20 protein-coding genes are annotated in these 20,690 nt (G+C 61.4%); 14 read left to right on the forward strand and 6 right to left on the reverse strand.

Annotated elements, in window-relative coordinates; genetic code table 11:
* Positions 1–57 precede the first annotated feature (57 nt).
* Both HPQ62_RS17950 and HPQ62_RS17955 read right to left on the reverse strand, forming a co-directional pair.
* Positions 58–576, reverse strand: a complete 519-nt coding sequence (locus HPQ62_RS17950) for a transglutaminase-like cysteine peptidase (RefSeq protein WP_174804027.1) — start codon at positions 574–576, stop codon at positions 58–60.
* Between the two features lie 190 nt (positions 577–766).
* The gene (locus HPQ62_RS17955) at positions 767–1,504 is read right to left on the reverse strand and encodes an alpha/beta hydrolase (RefSeq protein WP_244629767.1); all 738 of its coding nucleotides are present in this window, start codon (positions 1,502–1,504) and stop codon (positions 767–769) included.
* 252 nt (positions 1,505–1,756) lie between these two features.
* Here HPQ62_RS17955 and infC point away from each other — a divergent pair, with 252 nt between their 5' ends.
* From infC to ubiG, 9 genes are all read left to right on the forward strand, one after another.
* The gene (gene infC / locus HPQ62_RS17960) at positions 1,757–2,293 is read left to right on the forward strand and encodes a translation initiation factor IF-3 (protein ID WP_174804028.1); all 537 of its coding nucleotides are present in this window, start codon (positions 1,757–1,759) and stop codon (positions 2,291–2,293) included.
* Positions 2,294–2,503: 210 nt separating this feature from the next.
* Positions 2,504–2,704, forward strand: coding sequence for a 50S ribosomal protein L35 (gene rpmI, locus HPQ62_RS17965; RefSeq protein WP_018067458.1), 201 nt, complete (start codon positions 2,504–2,506; stop codon positions 2,702–2,704).
* A 45-nt stretch (positions 2,705–2,749) separates the two neighbouring features.
* Complete coding sequence (gene rplT, locus HPQ62_RS17970) at positions 2,750–3,154, forward strand: 50S ribosomal protein L20 (RefSeq protein WP_174803963.1); 405 nt, start codon at positions 2,750–2,752, stop codon at positions 3,152–3,154.
* A 140-nt stretch (positions 3,155–3,294) separates the two neighbouring features.
* On the forward strand, positions 3,295–4,377 hold the full coding sequence (pheS, locus tag HPQ62_RS17975) for a phenylalanine--tRNA ligase subunit alpha (protein ID WP_174803964.1): 1,083 nt from the start codon (positions 3,295–3,297) through the stop codon (positions 4,375–4,377).
* Positions 4,374–4,805, forward strand: a complete 432-nt coding sequence (locus HPQ62_RS17980; RefSeq protein WP_174803965.1) for an ASCH domain-containing protein — start codon at positions 4,374–4,376, stop codon at positions 4,803–4,805. The genes pheS and HPQ62_RS17980 overlap by 4 nt, the downstream gene beginning before the upstream one ends.
* 7 nt (positions 4,806–4,812) lie before the next feature.
* Positions 4,813–5,049 (forward strand): DUF4160 domain-containing protein, encoded by a 237-nt coding sequence (locus HPQ62_RS17985; RefSeq protein WP_174803966.1) that lies wholly within the window; start codon positions 4,813–4,815, stop codon positions 5,047–5,049.
* Entirely contained in the window at positions 5,030–5,305 is a 276-nt protein-coding gene (locus HPQ62_RS17990) for a DUF2442 domain-containing protein (RefSeq protein ID WP_244629760.1), read from the forward strand. Before HPQ62_RS17985 ends, HPQ62_RS17990 begins: the two co-directional genes overlap by 20 nt.
* A 254-nt stretch (positions 5,306–5,559) precedes the next feature.
* Entirely contained in the window at positions 5,560–8,001 is a 2,442-nt protein-coding gene (gene pheT, locus HPQ62_RS17995; protein ID WP_174803967.1) for a phenylalanine--tRNA ligase subunit beta, read from the forward strand.
* A 102-nt stretch (positions 8,002–8,103) separates the two neighbouring features.
* Complete coding sequence (gene ubiG / locus HPQ62_RS18000) at positions 8,104–8,856, forward strand: bifunctional 2-polyprenyl-6-hydroxyphenol methylase/3-demethylubiquinol 3-O-methyltransferase UbiG (RefSeq protein WP_174803968.1); 753 nt, start codon at positions 8,104–8,106, stop codon at positions 8,854–8,856.
* A gap of 23 nt (positions 8,857–8,879) precedes the next feature.
* Here ubiG and HPQ62_RS18005 read toward each other — a convergent pair whose 3' ends face one another.
* Entirely contained in the window at positions 8,880–9,902 is a 1,023-nt protein-coding gene (locus tag HPQ62_RS18005; protein WP_174803969.1) for a substrate-binding domain-containing protein, read from the reverse strand.
* A gap of 418 nt (positions 9,903–10,320) precedes the next feature.
* Between HPQ62_RS18005 and HPQ62_RS18010 the strand changes: the two genes are divergently transcribed.
* The 5 genes from HPQ62_RS18010 (at position 10,321) to HPQ62_RS18030 (ending at position 16,851) form a co-directional block, all read left to right on the forward strand.
* Positions 10,321–11,679 carry an ABC transporter substrate-binding protein gene (locus tag HPQ62_RS18010; RefSeq protein WP_174803970.1) on the forward strand — a complete coding sequence of 453 codons (1,359 nt, stop codon included), beginning with the start codon at positions 10,321–10,323 and terminating at the stop codon, positions 11,677–11,679.
* 209 nt (positions 11,680–11,888) lie between these two features.
* Complete coding sequence (locus HPQ62_RS18015; RefSeq protein ID WP_174803971.1) at positions 11,889–12,896, forward strand: ABC transporter permease subunit; 1,008 nt, start codon at positions 11,889–11,891, stop codon at positions 12,894–12,896.
* Positions 12,896–14,038 (forward strand): carbohydrate ABC transporter permease, encoded by a 1,143-nt coding sequence (locus HPQ62_RS18020; protein ID WP_174803972.1) that lies wholly within the window; start codon positions 12,896–12,898, stop codon positions 14,036–14,038. The genes HPQ62_RS18015 and HPQ62_RS18020 overlap by 1 nt, the downstream gene beginning before the upstream one ends.
* A 38-nt stretch (positions 14,039–14,076) precedes the next feature.
* Positions 14,077–15,738: a beta-galactosidase BglA gene (bglA, locus tag HPQ62_RS18025; RefSeq protein ID WP_174803973.1), complete on the forward strand. Its 1,662-nt coding sequence runs from the start codon at positions 14,077–14,079 to the stop codon at positions 15,736–15,738.
* A 15-nt stretch (positions 15,739–15,753) separates the two neighbouring features.
* Positions 15,754–16,851, forward strand: a complete 1,098-nt coding sequence (locus HPQ62_RS18030) for an ABC transporter ATP-binding protein (RefSeq protein ID WP_174803974.1) — start codon at positions 15,754–15,756, stop codon at positions 16,849–16,851.
* Positions 16,852–17,180: 329 nt separating this feature from the next.
* Here the strand turns inward: HPQ62_RS18030 and HPQ62_RS18035 are convergent, their stop codons facing one another.
* The 3 genes from HPQ62_RS18035 to pgl form a co-directional block, all read right to left on the reverse strand.
* Positions 17,181–17,852 (reverse strand): outer membrane protein, encoded by a 672-nt coding sequence (locus HPQ62_RS18035; RefSeq protein ID WP_244629761.1) that lies wholly within the window; start codon positions 17,850–17,852, stop codon positions 17,181–17,183.
* Positions 17,853–18,123: 271 nt separating this feature from the next.
* A complete protein-coding gene (gene edd, locus HPQ62_RS18040) occupies positions 18,124–19,947 on the reverse strand; it encodes a phosphogluconate dehydratase (RefSeq protein ID WP_174803975.1) in 1,824 nt (607 codons plus the stop codon).
* Positions 19,948–19,989: 42 nt separating this feature from the next.
* On the reverse strand, positions 19,990–20,688 hold the full coding sequence (pgl, locus tag HPQ62_RS18045) for a 6-phosphogluconolactonase (protein WP_174803976.1): 699 nt from the start codon (positions 20,686–20,688) through the stop codon (positions 19,990–19,992).
* Between the last annotated feature and the right edge of the window lie 2 nt (positions 20,689–20,690).

Consider the following 20,690-nt stretch of genomic DNA (forward strand, 5'->3'; position numbering starts at 1 on the left):
AACGACATTTGTCCCGCTGCAGATTGCGGCCCGGCAGGGAGCGGGCCGCCCATTCTGCTAGCGCAACGAGGCGACGGGCAGATCGGTTCCGGTCTCGATCTTGACCCAGCGGCCGCTGTCGAACGAGGCCTGGCGCTTCAGGAAGGTGTAGGGGGTGTCCGACCAGGCGAGGACGTCGTCGCTCAGATTGTCGAGGATGAAATCGCCGTCATTGGTGCGCAGCGTCAGCACCGCATGGCCCTCGCCATTGGGCTTGCGCACCACGGTGATCAGCAGGTCGGATGCCGAAATGCCTGCCTTCTCGAGGCGGCGGCGCTTTTCGAGCACGAAATCCTCGCAATCGCCCGCGCCGTCTTCGGGATAGGCCCAGACTTCCTCGCGGCCGTAGAGCTCTTCATCGGTGACGGGCTGGATCTCTGCGTTCACCGCATTGTTGATGGCGATGACGGTGTTCCATCCGAAAGATGTCAGCCGCGCGGCAATGGTGTTGCCTGTATGCGGCTGGCAGTCGCGACGATGCTGTTCGCAGAATTCGAAGTGGCCGATCGGCTGCGAGGTGATGCCGCCCACCGGCATGGCGGAGGCTGCAAGGGCAGGGGCCGCAAAGAGGGCGCCCGCAATGGCACAGAAAGCCGAAAAAATCAGTCGATCCAAACGAGGCACGCTATACCCATCCGCCAGTGAATTCTTAACAAAGAGTTAAGGAGAATTGGCGGCTTGAGTCAATCAGCGCGGCATTGCGGGCGCCCTAGATCTTAAGAAATGGTTAACGTCGCTCGGCTGCCCCCTCGACCAGGCTCGAGACCGCCGAGAGCATGCGGGCGATGTCTTCGGGCCTGGACAGGCGATGGTCGCCGTCCTGCACCAGCGTCAGGACGACATCGTCGGCCGGCAGGTGCGACATCAGCTTCAGCGCATGCTTGTAAGGCACGTCCGGGTCCTGCTTGCCCTGGATGATATGGACCGGGCAGCCGGTTTCGATGATACCGTCGAGAACGCGGTTGCGCCGGCCGTCGTCGAGAAGGGCGGCGGTGTAGATCGTCGGTTCCGGTCCGTAGATCGAGTGTTCCTCGAAATAGCCGTCATCGGCGAGCGCCTTGCACTGGGCATCCGTCAGGCCGGGCTCGATCAGGTCGCTTGTAAAGTCGGGCGCGGGCGCGAGAAGCAGCAGCCCCTCAACCACGGGCGCGCCCTCCTTACGCTTCAGCTCCTGCACCGCGCGAAGCGCAAGCCAACCGCCCATGGACGAGCCGATGATGATGATGCGGCGGGGGGCGGCATGGGCAATTACCTGCAGCGCATCAGCAAGCCAGCGCGAGATCGTGCCATCCCTGAAGGCACCGTCGCTTTCGCCATGACCCGTATAGTCGAAGCGCAGCATGGTGAGCCCGTTGTCGCGGGAAAATTCATCGAGCGCCTCCGCCTTGGTGCCGAGCATGTCGGAGCCGTAGCCTGAAAACCAGACCAGCGTCGGCGCCTCTTCGGCGCCTTTCCTGATGCGCATGGCGATCTTGAGATTGCCCTCGCCATGGTCGATTTCGGTATAGGTCAGTTCGCCTTGTTCGTGCATCATAGCCTCCGCATCTGTCATAAAAGCCCCGCAATCGCTCAGCTTTGGCGATCAACAGGTGATTTTCTTTTTCGGCTGTGTTATTGACACATCGGCTGTAACAACCATTTGTGTCCAATACGTGCAAGTTTTTGTGCAGTTGGCACGCACGCCGCTGAATTTCAACGATTTGAGGAGACAACGACCATTCGCAGACCCCATAGAGCCGCTCCCCCGACCAAAGAAGGTCCCCGCGCCAACCGTGATATCCGCATCCGCGAGATCCAGTTGATCGACGAGGACGGGGAGAACAAGGGCGTCGTACTGACAGAAGATGCGTTGAGAATGGCTGAAGAAGCCGGGCTTGATCTTGTGGAGATCGCCCCCAACTCGACGCCGCCCGTATGCAAGATTCTCGATCTGGGCAAGCTGAAATATGCCAACCAGAAGCGCGCCGCCGAGGCCCGCAAGAAGCAGAAGATCGTCGAAGTCAAAGAAATCAAGATGCGTCCCAACATCGACACCCACGACTATCAGGTGAAGATGAAGGCGATGAACAAGTTCTTTGAAGAAGGCGACAAGGTGAAGGTGACCCTTCGCTTCAGGGGCCGCGAAATGGCCCACCAGGAACTCGGCATGAAGCTTCTGTCCCAGGTCAAGGAAGACACCGCCGAAATCGCCAAGGTGGAAGCCGAGCCGAAGCTCGAAGGCCGCCAGATGCTGATGGTTCTGGCGCCGAAATAATCGCTTTCGCCGCGTTCTGAGAGATGACGGGCCGCCCGGGTTATCAACCCGTGGCGGCACTTCGCTTTTATCGCGCGGGGGAGGTTGCACAACAAGGTCAAAGCGCGTATACACGCGCCGTTCGAGCGGGCCGGCAGGGCATGCCGTGTCCGCTCCAAATGCGATGCCGGGGTTCGTCTCCCGGTGCAATCAATAAAACGGAGTAGCAAAATGCCCAAGATGAAGACGAAGTCGTCGGTCAAGAAGCGGTTCAAGGTTACCGCGACCGGCAAGGTGAAGTCGGCAGCCGCCGGCAAGCGCCATGGAATGATCAAGCGTTCCAACAAGTTTATCCGTGATGCGCGCGGCACGATGGTTCTGGCGGATGCAGACGCCAAGATCGTCAAGCAGTTCATGCCCTACAGCAAGTAACGCCCGCTAACACCGCTCAAGAGATAGATTTAAGGAGATCATGATATGGCTCGCGTAAAACGTGGCGTTACCGCCCACGCCAAGCACAAGAAGGTCATCAAGCAAGCCAAGGGCTTCTATGGCCGTCGCAAGAACACCATCCGCACCGCCAAGGCTGCTGTCGACAAGTCGAAGCAGTACGCCTACCGCGACCGCAAGGTCAACAAGCGCAACTTCCGCGCTCTGTGGGTCCAGCGTATCAACGCTGCTGTGCGTGAACATGGCCTGACCTATGGCCGCTTCATCGACGGTCTGAACAAGGCCGGCATCGAAGTTGACCGCAAGGTTCTGTCGGACATGGCAATCCATGAGCCCGCAGCATTCGAAGCGCTGGTTGGCGCTGCGAAGAAGGGTCTGGAGTACCTGAAGACCGAAGGTACCGCCAATGAGTTTGAAAGCGCTGTAGCTTAAGCCAGCGCTTCCCAAGCCTCTATGCATATCAATTTGGGAAACCCGCGCTGGCAGGACCAGTGCGGGTTTTTCGCATTCAGACGATCATTTTCCTGGACCGCCCGCTGAAGGGGTCCAGGCGGCAGCAGGAAGACGAGAACATGTCCGATCTTGAGGATCTGAAGACGAAGCTGATGGGCGAGATCGCCGATGCCGCCGATGAGGCAGAGATCGAGGCGGTCCGCGTCAATGCCATCGGCAAGAAGGGCTCCGTGTCCGAGCTTTTGAAAACGCTCGGAAAGATGGACCCGGAAGAGCGCAAGACCCGCGGCGCGGCCATCAACGCGCTGCGCGACGCGGTCGGCACGGCGATTGCCGAACGCAAGGCAGAGTTGAAGGATGTGGCGATTGCGGCCCGGCTCGCCGCCGAAACGGTGGATGTGACGCTTCCGGTCCGCCCGTCGCCGTCGCTGTCAGGCCGGGTCCATCCCGTCAGCCAGGTCATCGACGAAATCACCGCGATCTTCGGCGATATGGGGTTCTCGATTGCAGAGGGTCCCGAGATCGAGACCGATTACTACAATTTCACCGCGCTGAACTTTCCGGAAGGCCATCCCGCCCGCGAGATGCATGACACCTTCTTCTTCGATCCGGATGAGAAGGGCGAGCGCAAGGTGCTCAGAACCCACACCTCGCCGGTGCAGATCCGCACCATGATGAGCCAGGAGCCGCCGATCCGCATCGTCGCGCCCGGCAAGACCTACCGGCAGGATTCGGACGCCACGCACTCGCCGATGTTCCACCAGCTCGAGGGGCTTGTCATCGACAAGACCACCCATGTTGGCCATCTGCGCTGGACGCTCGAGGAATTCTGCAAGGCCTTCTTCGAGGTCGACAGCGTGACGATGCGCTTCCGCCCGTCCTTCTTCCCGTTCACCGAGCCGTCCTTCGAGGTCGACATCCAGTGCGACCGCTCCGGCGACCAGGTGAAGTTCGGTACCGGCACGGACTGGATGGAAATTCTCGGCTGCGGCATGGTGCATCCGAACGTGCTGCGCCATTGCGGGCTTGATCCGGATGTCTATCAGGGCTTTGCCTGGGGCATGGGGCTCGACCGCATCGCCATGCTGAAATACGGCATGCCGGACCTGCGCGACTTCTTCGCCGCCGACGAGCGCTGGACGTCGCATTACGGCTTCCGTCCGCTCGACATTCCGACGCTGTTTGCCGGCCTGTCGTCATGACCGAGCTTCCGGAGCGCTACCGGGATGCCGTCCAGTTCGCGTTCGGCGATACGCCGGCGCTGAAGGACGCGTTGCTGGCGCTGGTGCTGTCGGGCAAGAAGACGGCGACCTGCACCGCGCTCCGCGACATCAAGGATGCGCACGAACCGATGCCGAAGGTCGGCCGGCGCGATGTGGTGCTGGATGGCGCGGGAAAGCCCGCGGCGGTGATCGAGACGACGGAAGTCGACATCTGCCGTTTCGACGAGGTCGGCGAGGATTTCGCGCGCGATGAGGGCGAGGGCGACCTGTCGCTTGAACACTGGCGCGAAAGCCACGAGACCTATTTCGCCCGCAATGGCGGCTTCTCGCCAGACATGGAGCTCGTCTGCGAACGGTTCCGGCTGGTGGAGACGCTTCAGGACGACGAGCAAGAGACCGGGTCTTGAGGGAAGGATGCCGACGCTCCTGATCTGGCATGGCTGCAGGTTTCGCTTTTATGCCTTGGATCGGGGCGAGCCGCCCCATGTCCATGTGGTCAAGGATGACAAGTCGCTTAAGGTCTGGCTGGAGACAATGGCTGTTGCGCGGAACATTGGTTACAATGACCGCGAAATTGAACGCATAGTGTCCGTCATATCTGAACATCAAGCCGAGTGGATCGGAGTGTGGAATGACTTCTTTGGAGTTTGAGACCGAAGAGATGCGACCTGTAAAGGCATGGTGTACGAAGGGCGAAGTGCATGTGGCGCTCGCCGATGGCCGTACCATCTCCGCCCCGCTCTGGTGGTACCCCTTTCTGGCCGGCCTCGATCAGGCCGGGCTGAACGAGATCGAATTGATGTATGAGGGCATCTGGTGGACGCGGGTCGATGAAGGAATTTCGGTGAAGAGCATGTTTCTGGGGCAGAAGATGCCCGGAGCGAAAGAGCCGGAAAGGGCGGCTTGAGGCGCGAACCCCAGCACGTGCATCATGCTCGGGCTTGACCCGAGCAACCAATCACCTCAGACGCGAGCGGAGGCTGCGGGTGTCGCGCGAACGTCTGTCGCGGGGACACGTGCTTGGATCCTCGGGTCAAGCCCGAGGATGACGCCGAGAGTGAAGCGACGTTAAAGAATGAACCGACGCGGCAATCGGCCACAAGTGGTTCTGCGAGAATGTGAGCCTGGGGATGGTCCGGGCGCAATAACAGGAAGACGACAATGAAATTCACACTGTCCTGGTTGAAGGACCATCTGGAAACCGACGCCACGCTCGAGGACATCTGCAAGCGTCTGACGACGATCGGGCTTGAGGTTGAGGAGGTCGATGACAAGGCGGCCTACAGGCCGTTCACCATCGCCCGCGTCACCGAGGCGAAGCAGCATCCCGATGCCGACCGGCTCAGGGTCCTGACGGTTGATGCCGGCCCGGCGGTCAATGGCGGCAAGCCGCTGCAGATCGTCTGCGGCGCGCCCAATGCCCGCACCGGCCTTGTCGGCGCGCTGGCGCTGCCCGGAACCTATGTGCCCGGCATCGACGTCACGCTGTCGGTCGGCAAGATTCGCGGCGTCGAGAGCCAGGGCATGATGTGCTCGGAAAAAGAGCTCGACATGTCGGACAGTCACGACGGCATCATCGACCTGCCGGACGATGCGCCGGTCGGCGCGTCGTTTGCGCAATATGCCGGGCTCGACGATCCGGTCATCGAAATCAATCTGACGCCGAACCGTCCGGACTGCACCAGCATTTACGGCATCGCCCGCGATCTCGCCGCCTCCGGTCTCGGCACGCTGAAGGCCCGCCCGGCCCCGGCCTTCCAGACGGAAGGCGAAACGCCGGCCAGCCTGACGCTCGATTTTGCGGAAGACGACAAGCATCTCTGCCCCGGCTTCGCGCTCAGGCTGGTGCGCGGCGTCAAGAACGGGCCGAGCCCGAAATGGATGCAACAGCGCCTGATCGCGATCGGCCTTCGTCCGATCAACGCGCTGGTCGACATCACCAACTACATGACCTTCGATCAGGGCCGGCCGATGCATGTCTTCGACGCGGCCAAGGTCAAGGGCGGTCTTGTCGTGCGACGTGCGAAGGCGGGCGAAAAGATCCTGGCGCTCGATGAGCGCGAATACGAACTGACGCCGGAAAATGTCGTGATTGCCGATGACAACGGCGTCGAGTCGATCGGCGGCGTCATGGGCGGCGAACATTCCGGCTGCGACGAGAACACCACCGACGTGCTGATCGAATCGGCGCTGTGGGACCCGATGAACATCGCCCGCACCGGACGCACGCTCGGCATCATCACCGATGCGCGCTATCGCTTCGAGCGCGGCGTCGATCCGGAATACATGGTCCCCGGTCTGGAGCGCACCACCGAACTGGTGCTGGAACTCTGCGGCGGCACGGCGACGGAAAAGACGGTCGTTGGCTATGAGGGCCACACCGCAAAGGTTGTCGATTACCCGTTCTCGGAGGTCAAGCGCCTGACCGGTCTCGATGTTTCACCGCGTGAAAGCAGCGATATCCTGACCCGTCTCGGCTTCACCGTCGATGGCGCGGGCGAGCGCGTCTTCGTCAAGGTCCCGTCCTGGCGGCCCGATGTCGATGGCAAGGCCGATCTGGTGGAAGAGGTCATGCGCATCCACGGCGTGGATGCGATCCGCCCCGAACCGCTGCCGGCCGCAGGTGCGGTGAGCGCGAAGATTCTGACGACGCTGCAGATCCGCTCGCGTGCTGCAAGGCGCGAGCTTGCCGCACGGGGCATGCAGGAGGCCGTTACCTGGTCGTTCATTCCGGAAGATCAGGCGAAGCTCTTCGGCGGCGGTCAGCCTTCGCTGAAGCTCTCGAACCCGATTGCCGCCGACATGTCGGACATGCGCCCCTCGCTGCTGCCGGGCCTGCTTGCGGCTGCCCGCCGCAATGCCGCAATCGGCCATGGCGATATCGCGCTGTTCGAAGTCGCTGCGACCTATGAAAACGACACACCGGAAGGTCAGCGCCGGGTTGCCGGTGGTCTGCGCCGCGGCGCGGCCACGCTTTCGGGCGCGGGCCGGATGTGGTCGAACAGCGAGACCGGTGCCGGCCGCGCCGCCGGCGTGTTCGATGCCAAGGCCGACGCGCTTGCCGTGCTGGAAGCCTGCGGCCTGCCGATGGCCAATGTCCAGATCGTCTCCGGCGGGCCGGATTGGTACCATCCGGGCCGTTCCGGCACCATCAAGATGGGCCCGAAGATCGTGCTCGGCCATTTCGGCGAGTTCCATCCGAAGGTATTGGAAGCGCTCGATGTTTCCGGAAAGCTCGCCGGATTCGAGATCTTCATCGATGCCATGCCGGAGCCGAAGAAGAAGCCGACGCGCACCAAGCCGGCGCTGACGCTGTCGCCGTTCCAGGCGGTTACCCGCGACTTCGCTTTCGTGGTCGACCGCAAGGTGGAGGCGGGCGCGATCGAACGCGCTGCCGCCGGCGCCGACCGCAAGCTGATCACCGGCGTCACCGTCTTCGACATCTTCGAGGGCGCTTCACTTGGCGAGGGCAAGAAGTCGGTCGCGATCGAAGTCGCGATCCAGCCGGCAGAGCGGACGCTGACGGATGAGGATTTCGACGCGCTGATGAAGAAGGTGATCGCCAATGTCGAGAAATCGACCGGCGGCGTGATCCGGGGCTGACAAGGCCCTTCCGGCGGGAGATGCGCTGATCTGTCTCCCGCCGAAACCTTGCCGCTCGGCCACCGCGCACCTATAACCGTCTAAACAAACGCGGAGAAACCGATGACCGACGCTGCACGCAAGACGACGATCGATGACGCCCAGGTCGAGTGGTTCTCGAAGATGGCGGCGGAATGGTGGAACCCGCACGGCAAGTTCAAGCCGTTGCACAAGTTCAATCCGGTCCGTGTCGCCTATATCCGGGAAAAGGCCTGTGCCCATTTCGGACAAGACGAGACATCCGCCCGGCCGCTCGCAGGGCTGCGGCTTCTCGACGTTGGCTGTGGCGGCGGGTTGCTGTCGGAACCGATGGCGCGGATGGGCGCCGAGGTCGTCGGTATCGACCCTGCAGAGAAGAATATCGGCATTGCCGAAACCCATGCCGCCCAGAGCGGCGTTCCGGTCGATTACCGGGCGACGACGGCCGAGGCGCTGGCGGAAGCGGGCGAGCAGTTCGATATCGTGCTCAACATGGAAGTGGTCGAGCATGTCGCCGATGTCGACTTCTTCCTCACCACCTGCGCCGCGTTGGTTAAGCCCGGCGGCATGATGTTCGTTGCCACCATCAACCGCACGCTGAAGGCAGGGGCGCTGGCGATCTTTGCGGCAGAGCGGGTATTGCGCTGGCTGCCGCCGGGCACCCATCAGTATGAGAAGCTGGTGCGTCCGGAAGAGATCGAGTCGCCGCTAAAGGCTGCCGGCATGATCCCGATCGAGCGTCAGGGCGTGTTCTTCAACCTGCTGACCGATAGCTGGAACCGTTCGCGCGATACCGATGTCAATTACATGGTGCTCGCCGAAAAGCCGGCAGCGTAAGCCCCTGAAGCGTGGCCGGGCAATCAGTCCGGCGCGCGGCCGGTTGATGAGCGGACCACGAGCTCCGGCCGCCACAACTCGGCGAAATCTTCCGTTTCCGTGCCGTTGATGCGCATGATCAGCCGTTCGGCAATCCGCTTTCCGGCGGTGCGCAGAGACGAGCGTGTGGTGGTCAGCGGCACGCTGAACAGTTCCGGGCGCAGTAGCGGCAGGACATCGTCATAGGAAATCAGCGAGATGTCATCGCCGAGCCTCTTGCCGGCGGCGGTCACCGCCCGCTCGATGCCGAGCGCCTGGATCATGCTCGAGCATAAAATCGCGCTCGGGGTTGCGGGCAGCGCCAGAAACTGTTCGGCGGCGCGCTGCCCGTCGGCTTCCGTCATCTGGGTCGAGACGTGGAACTGCGGTTCAAGCGTCACGCCGGCCTCGCGGCAGGCGCGCACGACGCCATCGCGGCGCCTGATCGCAAAGCCGAAATTCTCGTCGCCGTTGATGAGCGCGATCCGGCGGTGGCCGAGCTGCAGCAGCAGGCGCGTGGCATCGTAGAAGGCGGCCTCATTGTCGACGTCGAGCGAGGGATAGGCGTGCGGCACCTCGAAGAAGCGGCCATGCACGATGAAGGGCAGGCCGAAGGACTCCATCAGTTCGATGCGCTGGTCGTTCTCGCGGATATAGGCGAGGCACAGCCCGTCGACATAGCCGCTGGTCGCAAGGCTTCTGAGTGCGGAGACTTCGTTGGCGGGATCGGAGGGCATGACGACGAGGTGGAAATCCTCGGCCTGCGCCATCTCGCCGAGCCCGTTCAGGAACTCGCCGAAATGAAGGTCCGAGATCACCTGGTCGCCGATCGGCATCAGCAGGCCGATGGAGCCGGCCTTGCCGGTCGCCAGCCGCTGGGCCGTGCGGTTCGGACGGTAGCCGGTCTCTCGGGCAGCCTTCAGCACCCGCTCGCGCGTTGCCGCATTGACCTCCGGATATCCGTTCAGCGCCCGGCTCACCGTCGTCGGCGAAAGGCCGAGCCGCGCCGACAATTGCTTGAGATTCACGTTGGTCCTCCCGCACGCTGATGCTTATCGCCCGCGTGATTTCCGCCATTTCCTGTCAACGCTCCGGTGACGACATTTCAATCGCTACGTCCGGTCCGCCACATGGCAGGTTCGGGGTTCATCGCAAATGCTTGATGCCGTTGCAACTTCGCCCGGTCATTCTCCCAAATAATCTCTCAAAGCGGTTTGAGAAATCCCGTCTTCATCTGAACGCGGCTTTGCGTTTTTTGCAAGCGCCGACGAGAAAAAATCTCGAACGCCGTATCAATTTCGCCAAAAATTGGCGGGTTGCATTGATGGGGGGTTGACACCAATGCCCTGTGAGAGAGATGGTTGGGAATGTCAAAGCGCTTTGGACAAATTGCGCAATGACAATCAAGGCTCACCACAGAGCCGAATGTGATGGGAGGTAAATCACATGAACAAAGCTCTTTTGGCCGGCGCTGCCACGCTGGCTATGCTCGCCGGTGCCGCACACGCGGCCGACCTCAAATTCCCTGTTGGCGATGATTCCCGCTTCAACTGGGACAGCTACAACCAGTTCGCGGAAGACCATGGCGACATCAGCGGCGAAACGCTGTCGATTTTCGGTCCCTGGCTCGGTCCCGACAAGGATCTGGTTGAAAGCGTGATCGCCTATTTCGAGGAAGCAACAGGCGTCAACGTCAATTACGCCGGCTCGGACTCCTTCGAACAGCAGATCGTGATCGACACGCAGGCCGGCAGCCCGCCGAACATCGCCGTCTTCCCGCAGCCCGGCCTCGCCGCCGATCTCGCGGCCAAGGGCCTTCTGACGAAGCTGCCCGCCGAAGCCGGTGAGTTCCTGTCCAAGAACTACGCCGCAGGCGATTCCTGGGTGGCGCTTTCGAGCTATGCCGGTCCGGATGGCGAAAAGGCGCTCTACGCATTCCCCTACAAGGCCGACGTGAAGTCGCTTGTCTGGTATGTGCCGGACAATTTCGAGGACGCCGGTTACGAAGTGCCGGAAACGCTTGAAGACCTGAAGGCCCTGACCGAGCAGATCGTTGCCGATGGCGGCACGCCCTGGTGCATCGGTCTCGGTTCCGGCGGTGCCACCGGCTGGCCGGCGACCGACTGGGTCGAGGACATGATGCTGCGCACGCAGTCGCCGGAAGTCTACGACCAGTGGGTCACCAACGAAATTCCGTTCAACGATCCGCGCGTCGTCAATGCGATCGACGAGTTCGGCTGGTTTGCCAAGAACGACAAGTTCGTCGATGGCGGCGCTGCCTCGGTTGCTTCGACCGACTTCCGCGACAGCCCGAAGGGCCTCTTCTCGTCGCCGCCGAAGTGCTACATGCATCACATGGCCTCGTTCATCCCGTCCTTCTTCCCGGAAGGCACCGAGCTTGGCATCGATGCGGACTTCTTCTACTTCCCGGCCTATGAAGGCGAAGATCTCGGCAAGCCGGTTCTCGGCGCCGGCACGCTGTTCGGCATCACCAAGGATAGCCCCGCCGCCCAGGCCTTCATCGAATTCCTGGAGACCCCGATCGCACACGAAGTGTGGATGGCCCAGTCCGGCTTCCTGACGCCGTTCACGGGCGTGAACCCGGAAGCCTATGCCAATGATGCGCTGCGCGGCCAGGGCGAGATCCTGACCAACGCAACGACCTTCCGGTTTGACGGTTCCGACCTGATGCCGGGCGCCATCGGTGCGGGTGCATTCTGGACCGGCATGGTTGATTTCGTCGGCGGTCAGTCGGCTGAAGAATCGGCCAACAACATCCAGAAGGCCTGGGACTCGATCAAGTAAAGGTCGTCAGGACCGCTTGAATTTGCCATACTTGACCGGGCCGCCAAGCGGCCCGGTCGCCCTGTCTTAGGTCGACAGCCAGGAGACAGCGGCGAAACGTCAGACTTCTGCTGAAGGGGCGGCGCTTGCGATGCGCCGGAAACCCGAAAACAAAAAGCTGAGCGGTGCGGCCTGGAGCCGTTGCAGAGCCGCTACGGGGAGTGAAAGGCGTGGAACAAATTTTCAAGGCCCTGCTGGCCGTCGTCATCGGCGTGGTCGCCGCCGTGATCTATTTCTACGGCACCAACAAGCTGCTCGACATCATTTTTCCTTCCGAGACGAAGGATCCGGCGAAGGGGGTGCGCAACCTCCGCGTTTCGGGAATGATCCGTCCGTGGCTATTTATGCTGCCAGCGCTTCTGTCGCTGGGCGTCTACCTTGTCTATCCGGTGGGCGCGTCCCTGTGGTTCTCGCTGAACGGACCTGCCGGTGATCAATATGTAGGCGCCTCGAACTATGTCTGGATGCTCAACGATTCCGAGTTCCGGCAGTCGATGTTCAACAACATGCTCTGGCTCGTGTTCGTGCCGGCGCTGTCGACCTTCTTCGGCCTCATCATTGCCTGGCTCACCGATCGCATCTGGTGGGGATCCTTTGCCAAGATGATGATCTTCATGCCGATGGCGATCTCCTTCGTCGGCGCTTCGGTGATCTGGAAGTTCGTCTATGATTACCGCGCCGAGGGCTCCGACCAGATCGGCATCCTCAACGCGATCATCGTCGCGATGGGCGGCGAGCCGCATGTGTGGATCGCGATGCCGTTCTGGAACAACTTCTTCCTGATGATCATCCTTTTGTGGATCCAGACCGGCTTTGCCATGGTGCTGCTGTCGGCAGCGCTGCGCGGCATTCCGGAGGAAACCATCGAGGCCGCCGTCATCGATGGCGCCAATGGCTTCCAGATCTTCTTCAAGATCATGATCCCGCAGATCTACAACACCATCGCCGTGGTCTGGACCACGATCACGATCATCGTGCTCAAGGTCTTCGACATCGTGCTCGCGATGACCAACGGCCAATGGGATACGCAGGTGCTTGCCAACCTCATGTTCGACTGGATGTTCCGCCGCGGCGATTTCGGACGCGGCGCCACGATTGCGATCGTGATCATGGTTCTCGTGATCCCGATCATGATCTGGAACATCCGCAATTCGCGTAAAGAGATGGAGGGCCGGTAATGCATTCGCACAAGAAATCCCCGCTCGTCTGGTTCTCCCACATCACCGTGCTGTTGCTGGTGATCCTCTGGACCATTCCGACATTCGGCCTGCTCGTCACCTCGCTGCGCGACAAGGACCAGATCGTCGCCTCCGGTTGGTGGACGTCGCTTTCGACCTCCACCCAGAACCTGATCCACCGTGCGCCTGGCGCAGAGGGTCAGACCGAGGAGAACGGCGTCTATGTGATCACCGGCAATGCGCTGGATGGTACCAAGGGCAAGGTCAGCCATTTCGGGACCTCTTCGCTCAATCCGACCGAATATGACGTTGACCAGACCGTCGATATCGGCGACGGACAGCAACTGACGGTCGAAAGGAACGGCGACTACCGTATGACGTCGCCCGAACCTTTCGGCAAGCGCGGCCAGCGTATTTTCGTCACGGCGGAGATACCGCCGCGCTTTACCCTCGAGAACTATCGCGAAGTCGTGACGGCGGAGGGCCTTGGCCAGTCCTTCCTCAATTCGCTTACGGTCGCCATCCCCTCCACGATCATTCCGGTTCTGGTGGCTGCCTATGCGGCCTATGCGCTGTCGTGGATGAAGTTCCCGTTCCGCAACCTTCTGCTCGCCGTGATCATCGGCCTGCTGGTCGTGCCGCTGCAGATGTCGCTGATCCCGCTTCTGAAAATGTATGGCTGGATCGGCCGCGAGTTCGATGTGCCGGCCAAGACCTATGTCGGGATATGGCTTGCGCATATGGGCTTCGGTTTGCCGCTCGCGATCTATCTTCTCAGGAACTATATCGCCGGCCTGCCGCGCGAAATCATGGAATCGGCCCGTGTCGACGGCGCCAATGATTTCACGATCTTCAACAAGATCATCCTGCCGCTGTCCTACCCGGCGCTTGCCTCGTTTGCGATCTTCCAGTTCCTGTGGACCTGGAACGACCTTCTGGTGGCGACCGTGTTTCTCGAAAACTCCGAAAGCACGATCGTGCTGACGGTGCGGCTGCGCGAGCTTCTGGGTTCGCGGGGCGGCAATTGGGAAATTCTGACGGCGTCGGCCTTCATTTCCATTCTCGTGCCGTTGCTCGTGTTCTTCGCACTGCAACGCTATCTCGTGCGCGGCCTGCTTGCAGGTTCGGTCAAGGGCGGCTGACGCCGCCCGACGCCCGTTGAAAATTCAGGATAAAAGCAATGAATGCAGATATTACCAAAGCCGCTGACAAGGACTGGTGGCGCGGCGCCGTCATCTACCAGGTCTATCCCCGCTCGTTCCAGGACAGCAATGGCGACGGCGTGGGCGACATTCGCGGCATCGCGGACCGGCTGGATTACATCGCAGAACTCGGCGCCGACGCCGTGTGGATTTCGCCGTTCTTCACCTCGCCGATGAAGGATTTCGGCTACGACGTGTCGAACTACAAGGACATCGATCCGATGTTCGGCACGCTTGCCGATTTCGATGCGATGATCGAGAAGGCGCATGAGCTTGGCCTGAAGATCATGATCGATCTGGTGCTTTCCCACACCTCCGACCAGCATCCCTGGTTCGTTGAAAGCCGGGCGAACCGCGACAATGCGAAGTCCGACTGGTATGTCTGGGCGGACGCCAAGCCCGATGGATCGCCGCCCAGCAACTGGCTGTCGATCTTCGGCGGTTCGGCCTGGCAGTGGGACAGCCGCCGCCTGCAATATTACATGCACAACTTCCTGGTCTCCCAGCCCGACCTCAACTTCCATAACCCCGATGTGCAGGATGCGCTGCTGGATGTGGCCCGCTTCTGGCTCGATCGCGGCGTTGACGGCTTCCGCCTCGACACCATCAATTTCTATTTCTGCGATCTGGAATTCCGCGACAATCCGGCGCTCGCGCCGGAACTGCGCAACGACCAGACGGCGCCGGCGGTTAACCCGTACAACTACCAGGAACATCTCTACGACAAGAGCCGTCCGGAAAACCTCGAGTTTCTCAAGCGCCTCAGGGCGGTGATGGAGGAATATCCGGCGGTCGCCGCTGTCGGCGAGGTCGGTGACAGCCAGCGCGGTCTGGAAATCGTCGGCGAGTATACCTCCGGCAATGACAAGATGCAGATGTGCTACGCCTTCGAATTCCTGGCGCCGCAGCCGGTCACGCCGCAGCATGTCGTCAATTCGATCCGCGCCTTCGAGGCAGCGGCTCCCGAAGGCTGGGCCTGCTGGGCGTTTTCCAACCACGATGTCGTCCGCCACGTCACCCGCTGGGGCGAGGGCGTCGCCGACAAGATCGCCTATGCCAAGATGCTGGCCTCGCTGCTGATGACGCTCAAGGGCTCGATCTGCCTCTACGAGGGCGAGGAGCTGGGGCTTACGGAAGCCGATATTGCGTTCGAAGACCTGCAGGATCCCTACGGCATCGAGTTCTGGCCGGAATTCAAGGGACGTGACGGCTGCCGCACGCCGATGGTCTGGCAGTCGGGCGCGGCGAATGCCGGCTTCTCGACAGCGGACAGGACCTGGCTTCCGGTCTCGGCCGATCACGTGATGAAGGCCGTCGACGTTCAGCAGGATGCGGATGGCTCGGTGCTCGCGCATTACCGCACCTTCCTGAAACTCCGCAAAAGCCTGCCGGCGCTTGCCCGTGGCGCAATGACCTTCCACCAGGCGGAGAGCGATCAGGTTCTGGTATTCGAGCGCGAACTGGATGGCGAGAGCGTGCTCTGCGTCTTCAACATTTCGGGCGAGCCGGTTTCGGTGGCGCTGCCGGAAGGCGCCTTTGCGGCCTTCGACGGGGCTGCGACCGGCTTTCAGTTTGAAACAGATGGCAAAACGATAAAACTTCCTGCCTGGGGCGGATATTTCGCCCGTCGCGGCGCATAAGGGAAAGGGGCGGAAATGACTGGCGTTTCACTCAGCAAGGTCAAGAAAACCTACGGCAATGTCGAGGTTCTCCACGGCATCGATCTCGAGATCGAGCCAGGCGAGTTCGTGGTGTTTGTCGGCCCTTCCGGTTGCGGCAAATCCACGCTGTTGCGGATGATTGCGGGGCTTGAGGAAATCTCCGGCGGCAACATCTCGATCGATGGGCAGGTGGTCAACAACGTGCCCCCGTCGAAGCGCGGCATTGCGATGGTGTTCCAGTCCTATGCGCTCTATCCGCACATGTCGGTCTACGACAACATGGCCTTCGGCATGCGGATCGCCAAGGAAAGCAAGGAAGAGATCGACCGCCGGGTGCGCGCTGCCGCCGAAATGCTGCAGATCACGCCCTATCTCGACCGCCTTCCCAAGGCCCTTTCGGGCGGCCAGCGCCAGCGTGTGGCGATCGGCCGCGCGATCTGCCGCGACCCCAAGGTGTTCCTGTTCGACGAGCCGTTGTCCAACCTCGATGCCGCACTGCGCGTAGCAACCCGCATCGAGATCGCCAAGCTCAACGAAAAGATGGCCGACACCACGATGATCTACGTGACCCACGACCAGGTCGAGGCGATGACGCTTGCCGACCGGATCGTGGTCCTGTCGGGCGGCTATATCGAACAGGTCGGTCCGCCGCTGGAGCTTTACGAGCGCCCGTCCAACCTGTTCGTGGCACAGTTCATCGGCTCGCCCGCCATGAACATCGTCCCGGTCACGATCACGCAGACAGGCGAGACCACGGAGGTCGAGCTCAATGACGGCAAGCGTTTCGAGGTGCCGGTCAAGACGCCAGCCGAAGACAAGGGCAAGAAGGCGAGCTTCGGTGTCCGTCCCGAAGACGTGCGCGAGGCAACGTCCGACGAGGAGTTCCTGTTCGAGGGCAAGATCTCGATCATCGAGGCGCTCGGCGAGGTCACGCTGATCTACATCGAGGGCGACATCATCGAGGATGAGCCGATCATCATCAAGCTGCCGGGCATCCACAAGGGCGCTGCGGGCGATGTGATGCGGTTTGTCGCCGACCCGACCAAGCTGCATCTGTTCGATGAGAAGGGCCGCAGCTACCTTTACCGGTAATCGCGGTATCGGGGAGGCTTTTGCCGGGAGCGTGCCAAGCCTTTCCTCGCAGATGCCGCCTGCATCTTCCCCACGGGGAAGAAAAAGATGGTTCGTCCTGTCTTTTGAGCCGTTCCGTGCCTTGCGCGGAACGGCTTTTTTGCATCGCGCAGCATCCAATCCGCGCCGGGCTTCCCGTGCCGTGACCTTGGTCGCTGGTGCCGACACACGAGCGTGCATCCTTCACAAACAGCAAACAAAAAGCCCGCTGACGGTGTCAGCGGGCTTGATGTGTTCTCCGTCAACAGGTGACAGGAGAAGGAGCGGCGGCGAACCGCCGGTCCGTAAGATTAGAACTTGTAACCAACGCGCGCCATGACGCGGTTCGATTCGTAGTCCTTGCCGGAGAAGCCAGCGAGGGCGCCGTCGAAGTCCTTCTTGCCGAAGTCGGTGTAACGGTACTCAAGACCAGCGAATACGTTCTTCGAGAGAGCGTAGTCGATACCAGCGCCGACGGTCCAGCCGTTGAAGGTCTGGTCCTGGCTCAGGCCGTTGGCTTCTACGTAGCCGTTGGCAATCGCCCAACCGCCCGTTGCGTAGATGAGGGCGTTGTCGAATGCGTAACCGAGACGTGCACGAACCGAGCCTTCCCAGTCCGAACCGGCCTTGACGTTGTAGGGCAGGCCTACGTCGTAAGACTGTTCGTTCCAGTTGTAGTCGAGTTCGCCTTCGACACCGAGAACGACGTTGTTGGTGAACTGGTAGTTATAACCAGCGAAACCGCCAAGCTTGCCGCCGTTGAAATCATCGCCCGAGCCGGGAACGCCGAGATAGGTAACGTTGGCGCTCGCCCAGTCGTAGCCGGCGGTGCCGCCGAGGTAGAAGCCGGTCCAGTTGAAGGACTGCGGGATTACCTGCGGAGCAACATAGGGCTCTGCGGGCGGCGTCATGACAACGTCAGCGGCCTTGGCGCCAGCCGTCATTGCGACGAGAGCGGCGGAGGCGAGAAGAAACTTTTTCATTACTGTACTCCTTCAGTGTTATTCACCTGGCGTCTACATAGGTGATTTAATCAATCGATCAAATGAACTTTGTACATTCGGAACACTTCCTTGGGGCAATGTTGCCGGAATGATACAGTCGCTTGACGTTGGATTGACCCTTGCCTCTGAAACGAAAAAGGCCGGGATTTGTTTCCCGGCTCGACGAAATATTGGTGGCCTGTGTCTATTTCGTGGCAACAAAGCGCACGCATTGCGGCGACCGGTAACGTATTGATAAAACAGTTAACGGTTACCCAAAGACCACACTTGCGCCCTGGTCCGCCGTGCCGACGGAATGGCGGAATGGGGCGAAGAGTTCCCGGCCCATGCCATAATCGTTACCGGAGAGATCGACCTCCGCGAGCGGACGGTTTTCGAACTCTTCGGAGGGCACAAGAACCTCCAGCGTGCCGGCCTCGGCATCCAGCCTGATCATGTCTCCGGTGCGGATCCTGGCGATCGGTCCGCCATCCTTTGCCTCCGGCGTGACGTGGATTGCCGCCGGCACCTTGCCCGATGCCCCGGACATGCGGCCATCGGTCACGAGCGCTACCTTGTAGCCGCGGTCCTGCAGCACGCCGAGCGGCGGTGTGAGGCGGTGAAGCTCCGGCATGCCGTTCGATTTCGGGCCCTGGAACCTGACCACGGCAATGAAGTCGCGGTTGAGCTCGCCGGCCTTGAAGGCATCCTGCAGCGCCTGCTGATCGTGGAACACGATTGCGGGTGCCTCGATCACGCGGCGCTCCGGCTTCACGGCCGAAATCTTGATCACGGCCTTGCCGACATTGCCCTTGAGCATCTTGAGCCCGCCATTCGGCTGGAACGGCTTGTCGTGGGTGGTCAGCACCTTGGGATCGGCACTCGGCCCGTCGCCGATCGGCTCGCGCAGCACCGTTCCGTCCGCGTTGAGCTTGACGTCGATGGCATAGGCTTCCATGCCCTCGCCGAAGACGGTGCGGACATCGTCATGCAGGTACCCAGCATTGAGGAGCTGGCGGATCAGGTAGCCCATGCCGCCGGCCGCGTGGAAATGGTTCACGTCGGCAAGACCGTTCGGATAGACGCGGGCAAGCAGCGGCACGATGTCGGAAAGCTCCGAGATATCCTGCCAGGTCAGCTGGATGCCGCCCGCGCGCGCCATCGCCACCAGATGCATGGTGTGGTTGGTCGAGCCACCCGTCGCGTGAAGCCCGACGACGCCGTTGACGATCGACCGTTCGTCGATCATCTGGCCGACGGGGGTGAACTCGTTGCCATCGGCGGTGATCGCGAAGGCGCGCTTGACGGCCTCCCTGGTCAGTGCATCGCGCAGCGGCGTATTAGGATTGATGAAGGAGGCGCCGGGCATGTGCAGGCCCATCATCTCCATCAGCATCTGGTTGGAATTGGCCGTGCCGTAGAAGGTGCAGGTGCCGGGTCCGTGATAGGATTTCGATTCCGATTCCAGCAGTTCCTTGCGGCCGACCTTGCCTTCCGCATAGAGCTGGCGGATATGCGATTTCTCGTCATTGCCCTGGCCGGTCGTCATCGGACCTGCGGGAATGAAGATCGTCGGCAGATGGCCGAAGGTCAGCGCCGCCATGGCAAGGCCCGGCACGATCTTGTCGCAGACGCCGAGATAGACGGCCGCGTCGAACATGTTGTGTGACAGGCCGATGGCTGCAGACATTGCGATCAGATCGCGCGAGAACAGCGACAGCTCCATCCCCGGCTGACCCTGGGTCACGCCGTCGCACATGGCCGGGACGCCGCCGGCCACCTGGGCAACCCCGCCGGCTTCACGGGCCGCTTCGCGGATCATGGCCGGATAGGTTTCGAAGGGCTGGTGGGCCGACAGCATGTCGTTATAGGAGGTGATGATGCCGAGATTGGGGACGGTATCGCCGGCAAGCGCGTCCTTCTCGGCGGGGGAACAGACCGCGAAGCCATGGGCAAGATTGCCGCAAGACAGGACGGAGCGGTGAACGCCCTTCGAGATCGCCCGGGAGACGCGGTCGAGATAGGCTTCACGGGTGGGCTTGGACCGCTCGACAATGCGAGCGGTGATTTCAGCAATACGGGGATCGGCGGTCATGGGCTTTTCCTGTGTTTTGCGGAAGGCGCCCGGCAGGAGGTGTCAGGGCGCCCAGTATATTTCGACGGGAGAGGAGGCCCTGGCGAGAACGGCGCGGATTGGCATTTCCGCTTCGCTTTCGCCTGCAAGGGCCTTGTTCAAAACGTCCTTCTTGGCCTCGCCTTCGATATGCAGGACCAGAAGGCCCGCATTTTCGAGGCTGGAGAAGGTGAAGGTGAGGCGGGCTTCGCCGGCACCTTCGGCATGCATTGCCATCACGCCCGCAGGCGTGGATTTGTCGAGCGCCTTCTCAAGCGTGTCTCCTCCTGGGAAGAACGAGGCGGTGTGGCCGTCGGTTCCCATGCCGAGGATCACGACATCGAAGGGAAGGCTTGCGGCCGACACCTTGTTGGTCACGATCTCGGCCGCTTCCTCGGCGGTTTCCACCTTCTGGTAAAGCGGAATGAAACGGGCGCTCGCCGCCGGACCCTTGAGCAGGTTTTGCTTGACCAGCAGATGGTTCGAACGCGGATTGTCCTCCGGCACGAAACGCTCGTCGACAAGGGTAACGGTCACCTTCTCCCAATCGATAGGCGCGGAAGACAGCGCCTGGAAGAAGGCCTTGGGGGTCGAGCCGCCGGATACGGCGATCGACGCCATGCCCTTGTCGGCGATGGCGCCCGCAAGCTTCGCGGCAACCGCAGCAGAAAGGGCAGCGGCCAGATCGGCCCCGGACTTGAATGTGTGCATCGTCTCGGTCATCG

Origin of the sequence: Martelella limonii (assembly GCF_013344475.1) — a bacterium.
Lineage (GTDB): Bacteria > Pseudomonadota > Alphaproteobacteria > Rhizobiales > Rhizobiaceae > Martelella > Martelella limonii.

What these genes read in the sequence shown, in the direction of transcription:
- HPQ62_RS17950 (WP_174804027.1), bottom strand. Translation starts at nt 576, where the DNA reads ATGCCGGTGGGCGGCATCACCTCGCAGCCGATCGGCCACTTCGAATTC.
- HPQ62_RS17955 (WP_244629767.1), bottom strand. Translation starts at nt 1,504, where the DNA reads ATGCGCATCAGGAAAGGCGCCGAAGAGGCGCCGACGCTGGTCTGGTTT.
- rpmI (WP_018067458.1), top strand. Translation starts at nt 2,504, where the DNA reads ATGCCCAAGATGAAGACGAAGTCGTCGGTCAAGAAGCGGTTCAAGGTT.
- rplT (WP_174803963.1), top strand. Translation starts at nt 2,750, where the DNA reads ATGGCTCGCGTAAAACGTGGCGTTACCGCCCACGCCAAGCACAAGAAG.
- pheS (WP_174803964.1), top strand. Translation starts at nt 3,295, where the DNA reads ATGTCCGATCTTGAGGATCTGAAGACGAAGCTGATGGGCGAGATCGCC.
- HPQ62_RS17980 (WP_174803965.1), top strand. Translation starts at nt 4,374, where the DNA reads ATGACCGAGCTTCCGGAGCGCTACCGGGATGCCGTCCAGTTCGCGTTC.
- HPQ62_RS17985 (WP_174803966.1), top strand. Translation starts at nt 4,813, where the DNA reads ATGCCGACGCTCCTGATCTGGCATGGCTGCAGGTTTCGCTTTTATGCC.
- HPQ62_RS17990 (WP_244629760.1), top strand. Translation starts at nt 5,030, where the DNA reads ATGACTTCTTTGGAGTTTGAGACCGAAGAGATGCGACCTGTAAAGGCA.
- pheT (WP_174803967.1), top strand. Translation starts at nt 5,560, where the DNA reads ATGAAATTCACACTGTCCTGGTTGAAGGACCATCTGGAAACCGACGCC.
- ubiG (WP_174803968.1), top strand. Translation starts at nt 8,104, where the DNA reads ATGACCGACGCTGCACGCAAGACGACGATCGATGACGCCCAGGTCGAG.
- HPQ62_RS18010 (WP_174803970.1), top strand. Translation starts at nt 10,321, where the DNA reads ATGAACAAAGCTCTTTTGGCCGGCGCTGCCACGCTGGCTATGCTCGCC.
- HPQ62_RS18020 (WP_174803972.1), top strand. Translation starts at nt 12,896, where the DNA reads ATGCATTCGCACAAGAAATCCCCGCTCGTCTGGTTCTCCCACATCACC.
- bglA (WP_174803973.1), top strand. Translation starts at nt 14,077, where the DNA reads ATGAATGCAGATATTACCAAAGCCGCTGACAAGGACTGGTGGCGCGGC.
- HPQ62_RS18030 (WP_174803974.1), top strand. Translation starts at nt 15,754, where the DNA reads ATGACTGGCGTTTCACTCAGCAAGGTCAAGAAAACCTACGGCAATGTC.
- HPQ62_RS18035 (WP_244629761.1), bottom strand. Translation starts at nt 17,852, where the DNA reads ATGAAAAAGTTTCTTCTCGCCTCCGCCGCTCTCGTCGCAATGACGGCT.
- edd (WP_174803975.1), bottom strand. Translation starts at nt 19,947, where the DNA reads ATGACCGCCGATCCCCGTATTGCTGAAATCACCGCTCGCATTGTCGAG.
- pgl (WP_174803976.1), bottom strand. Translation starts at nt 20,688, where the DNA reads ATGACCGAGACGATGCACACATTCAAGTCCGGGGCCGATCTGGCCGCT.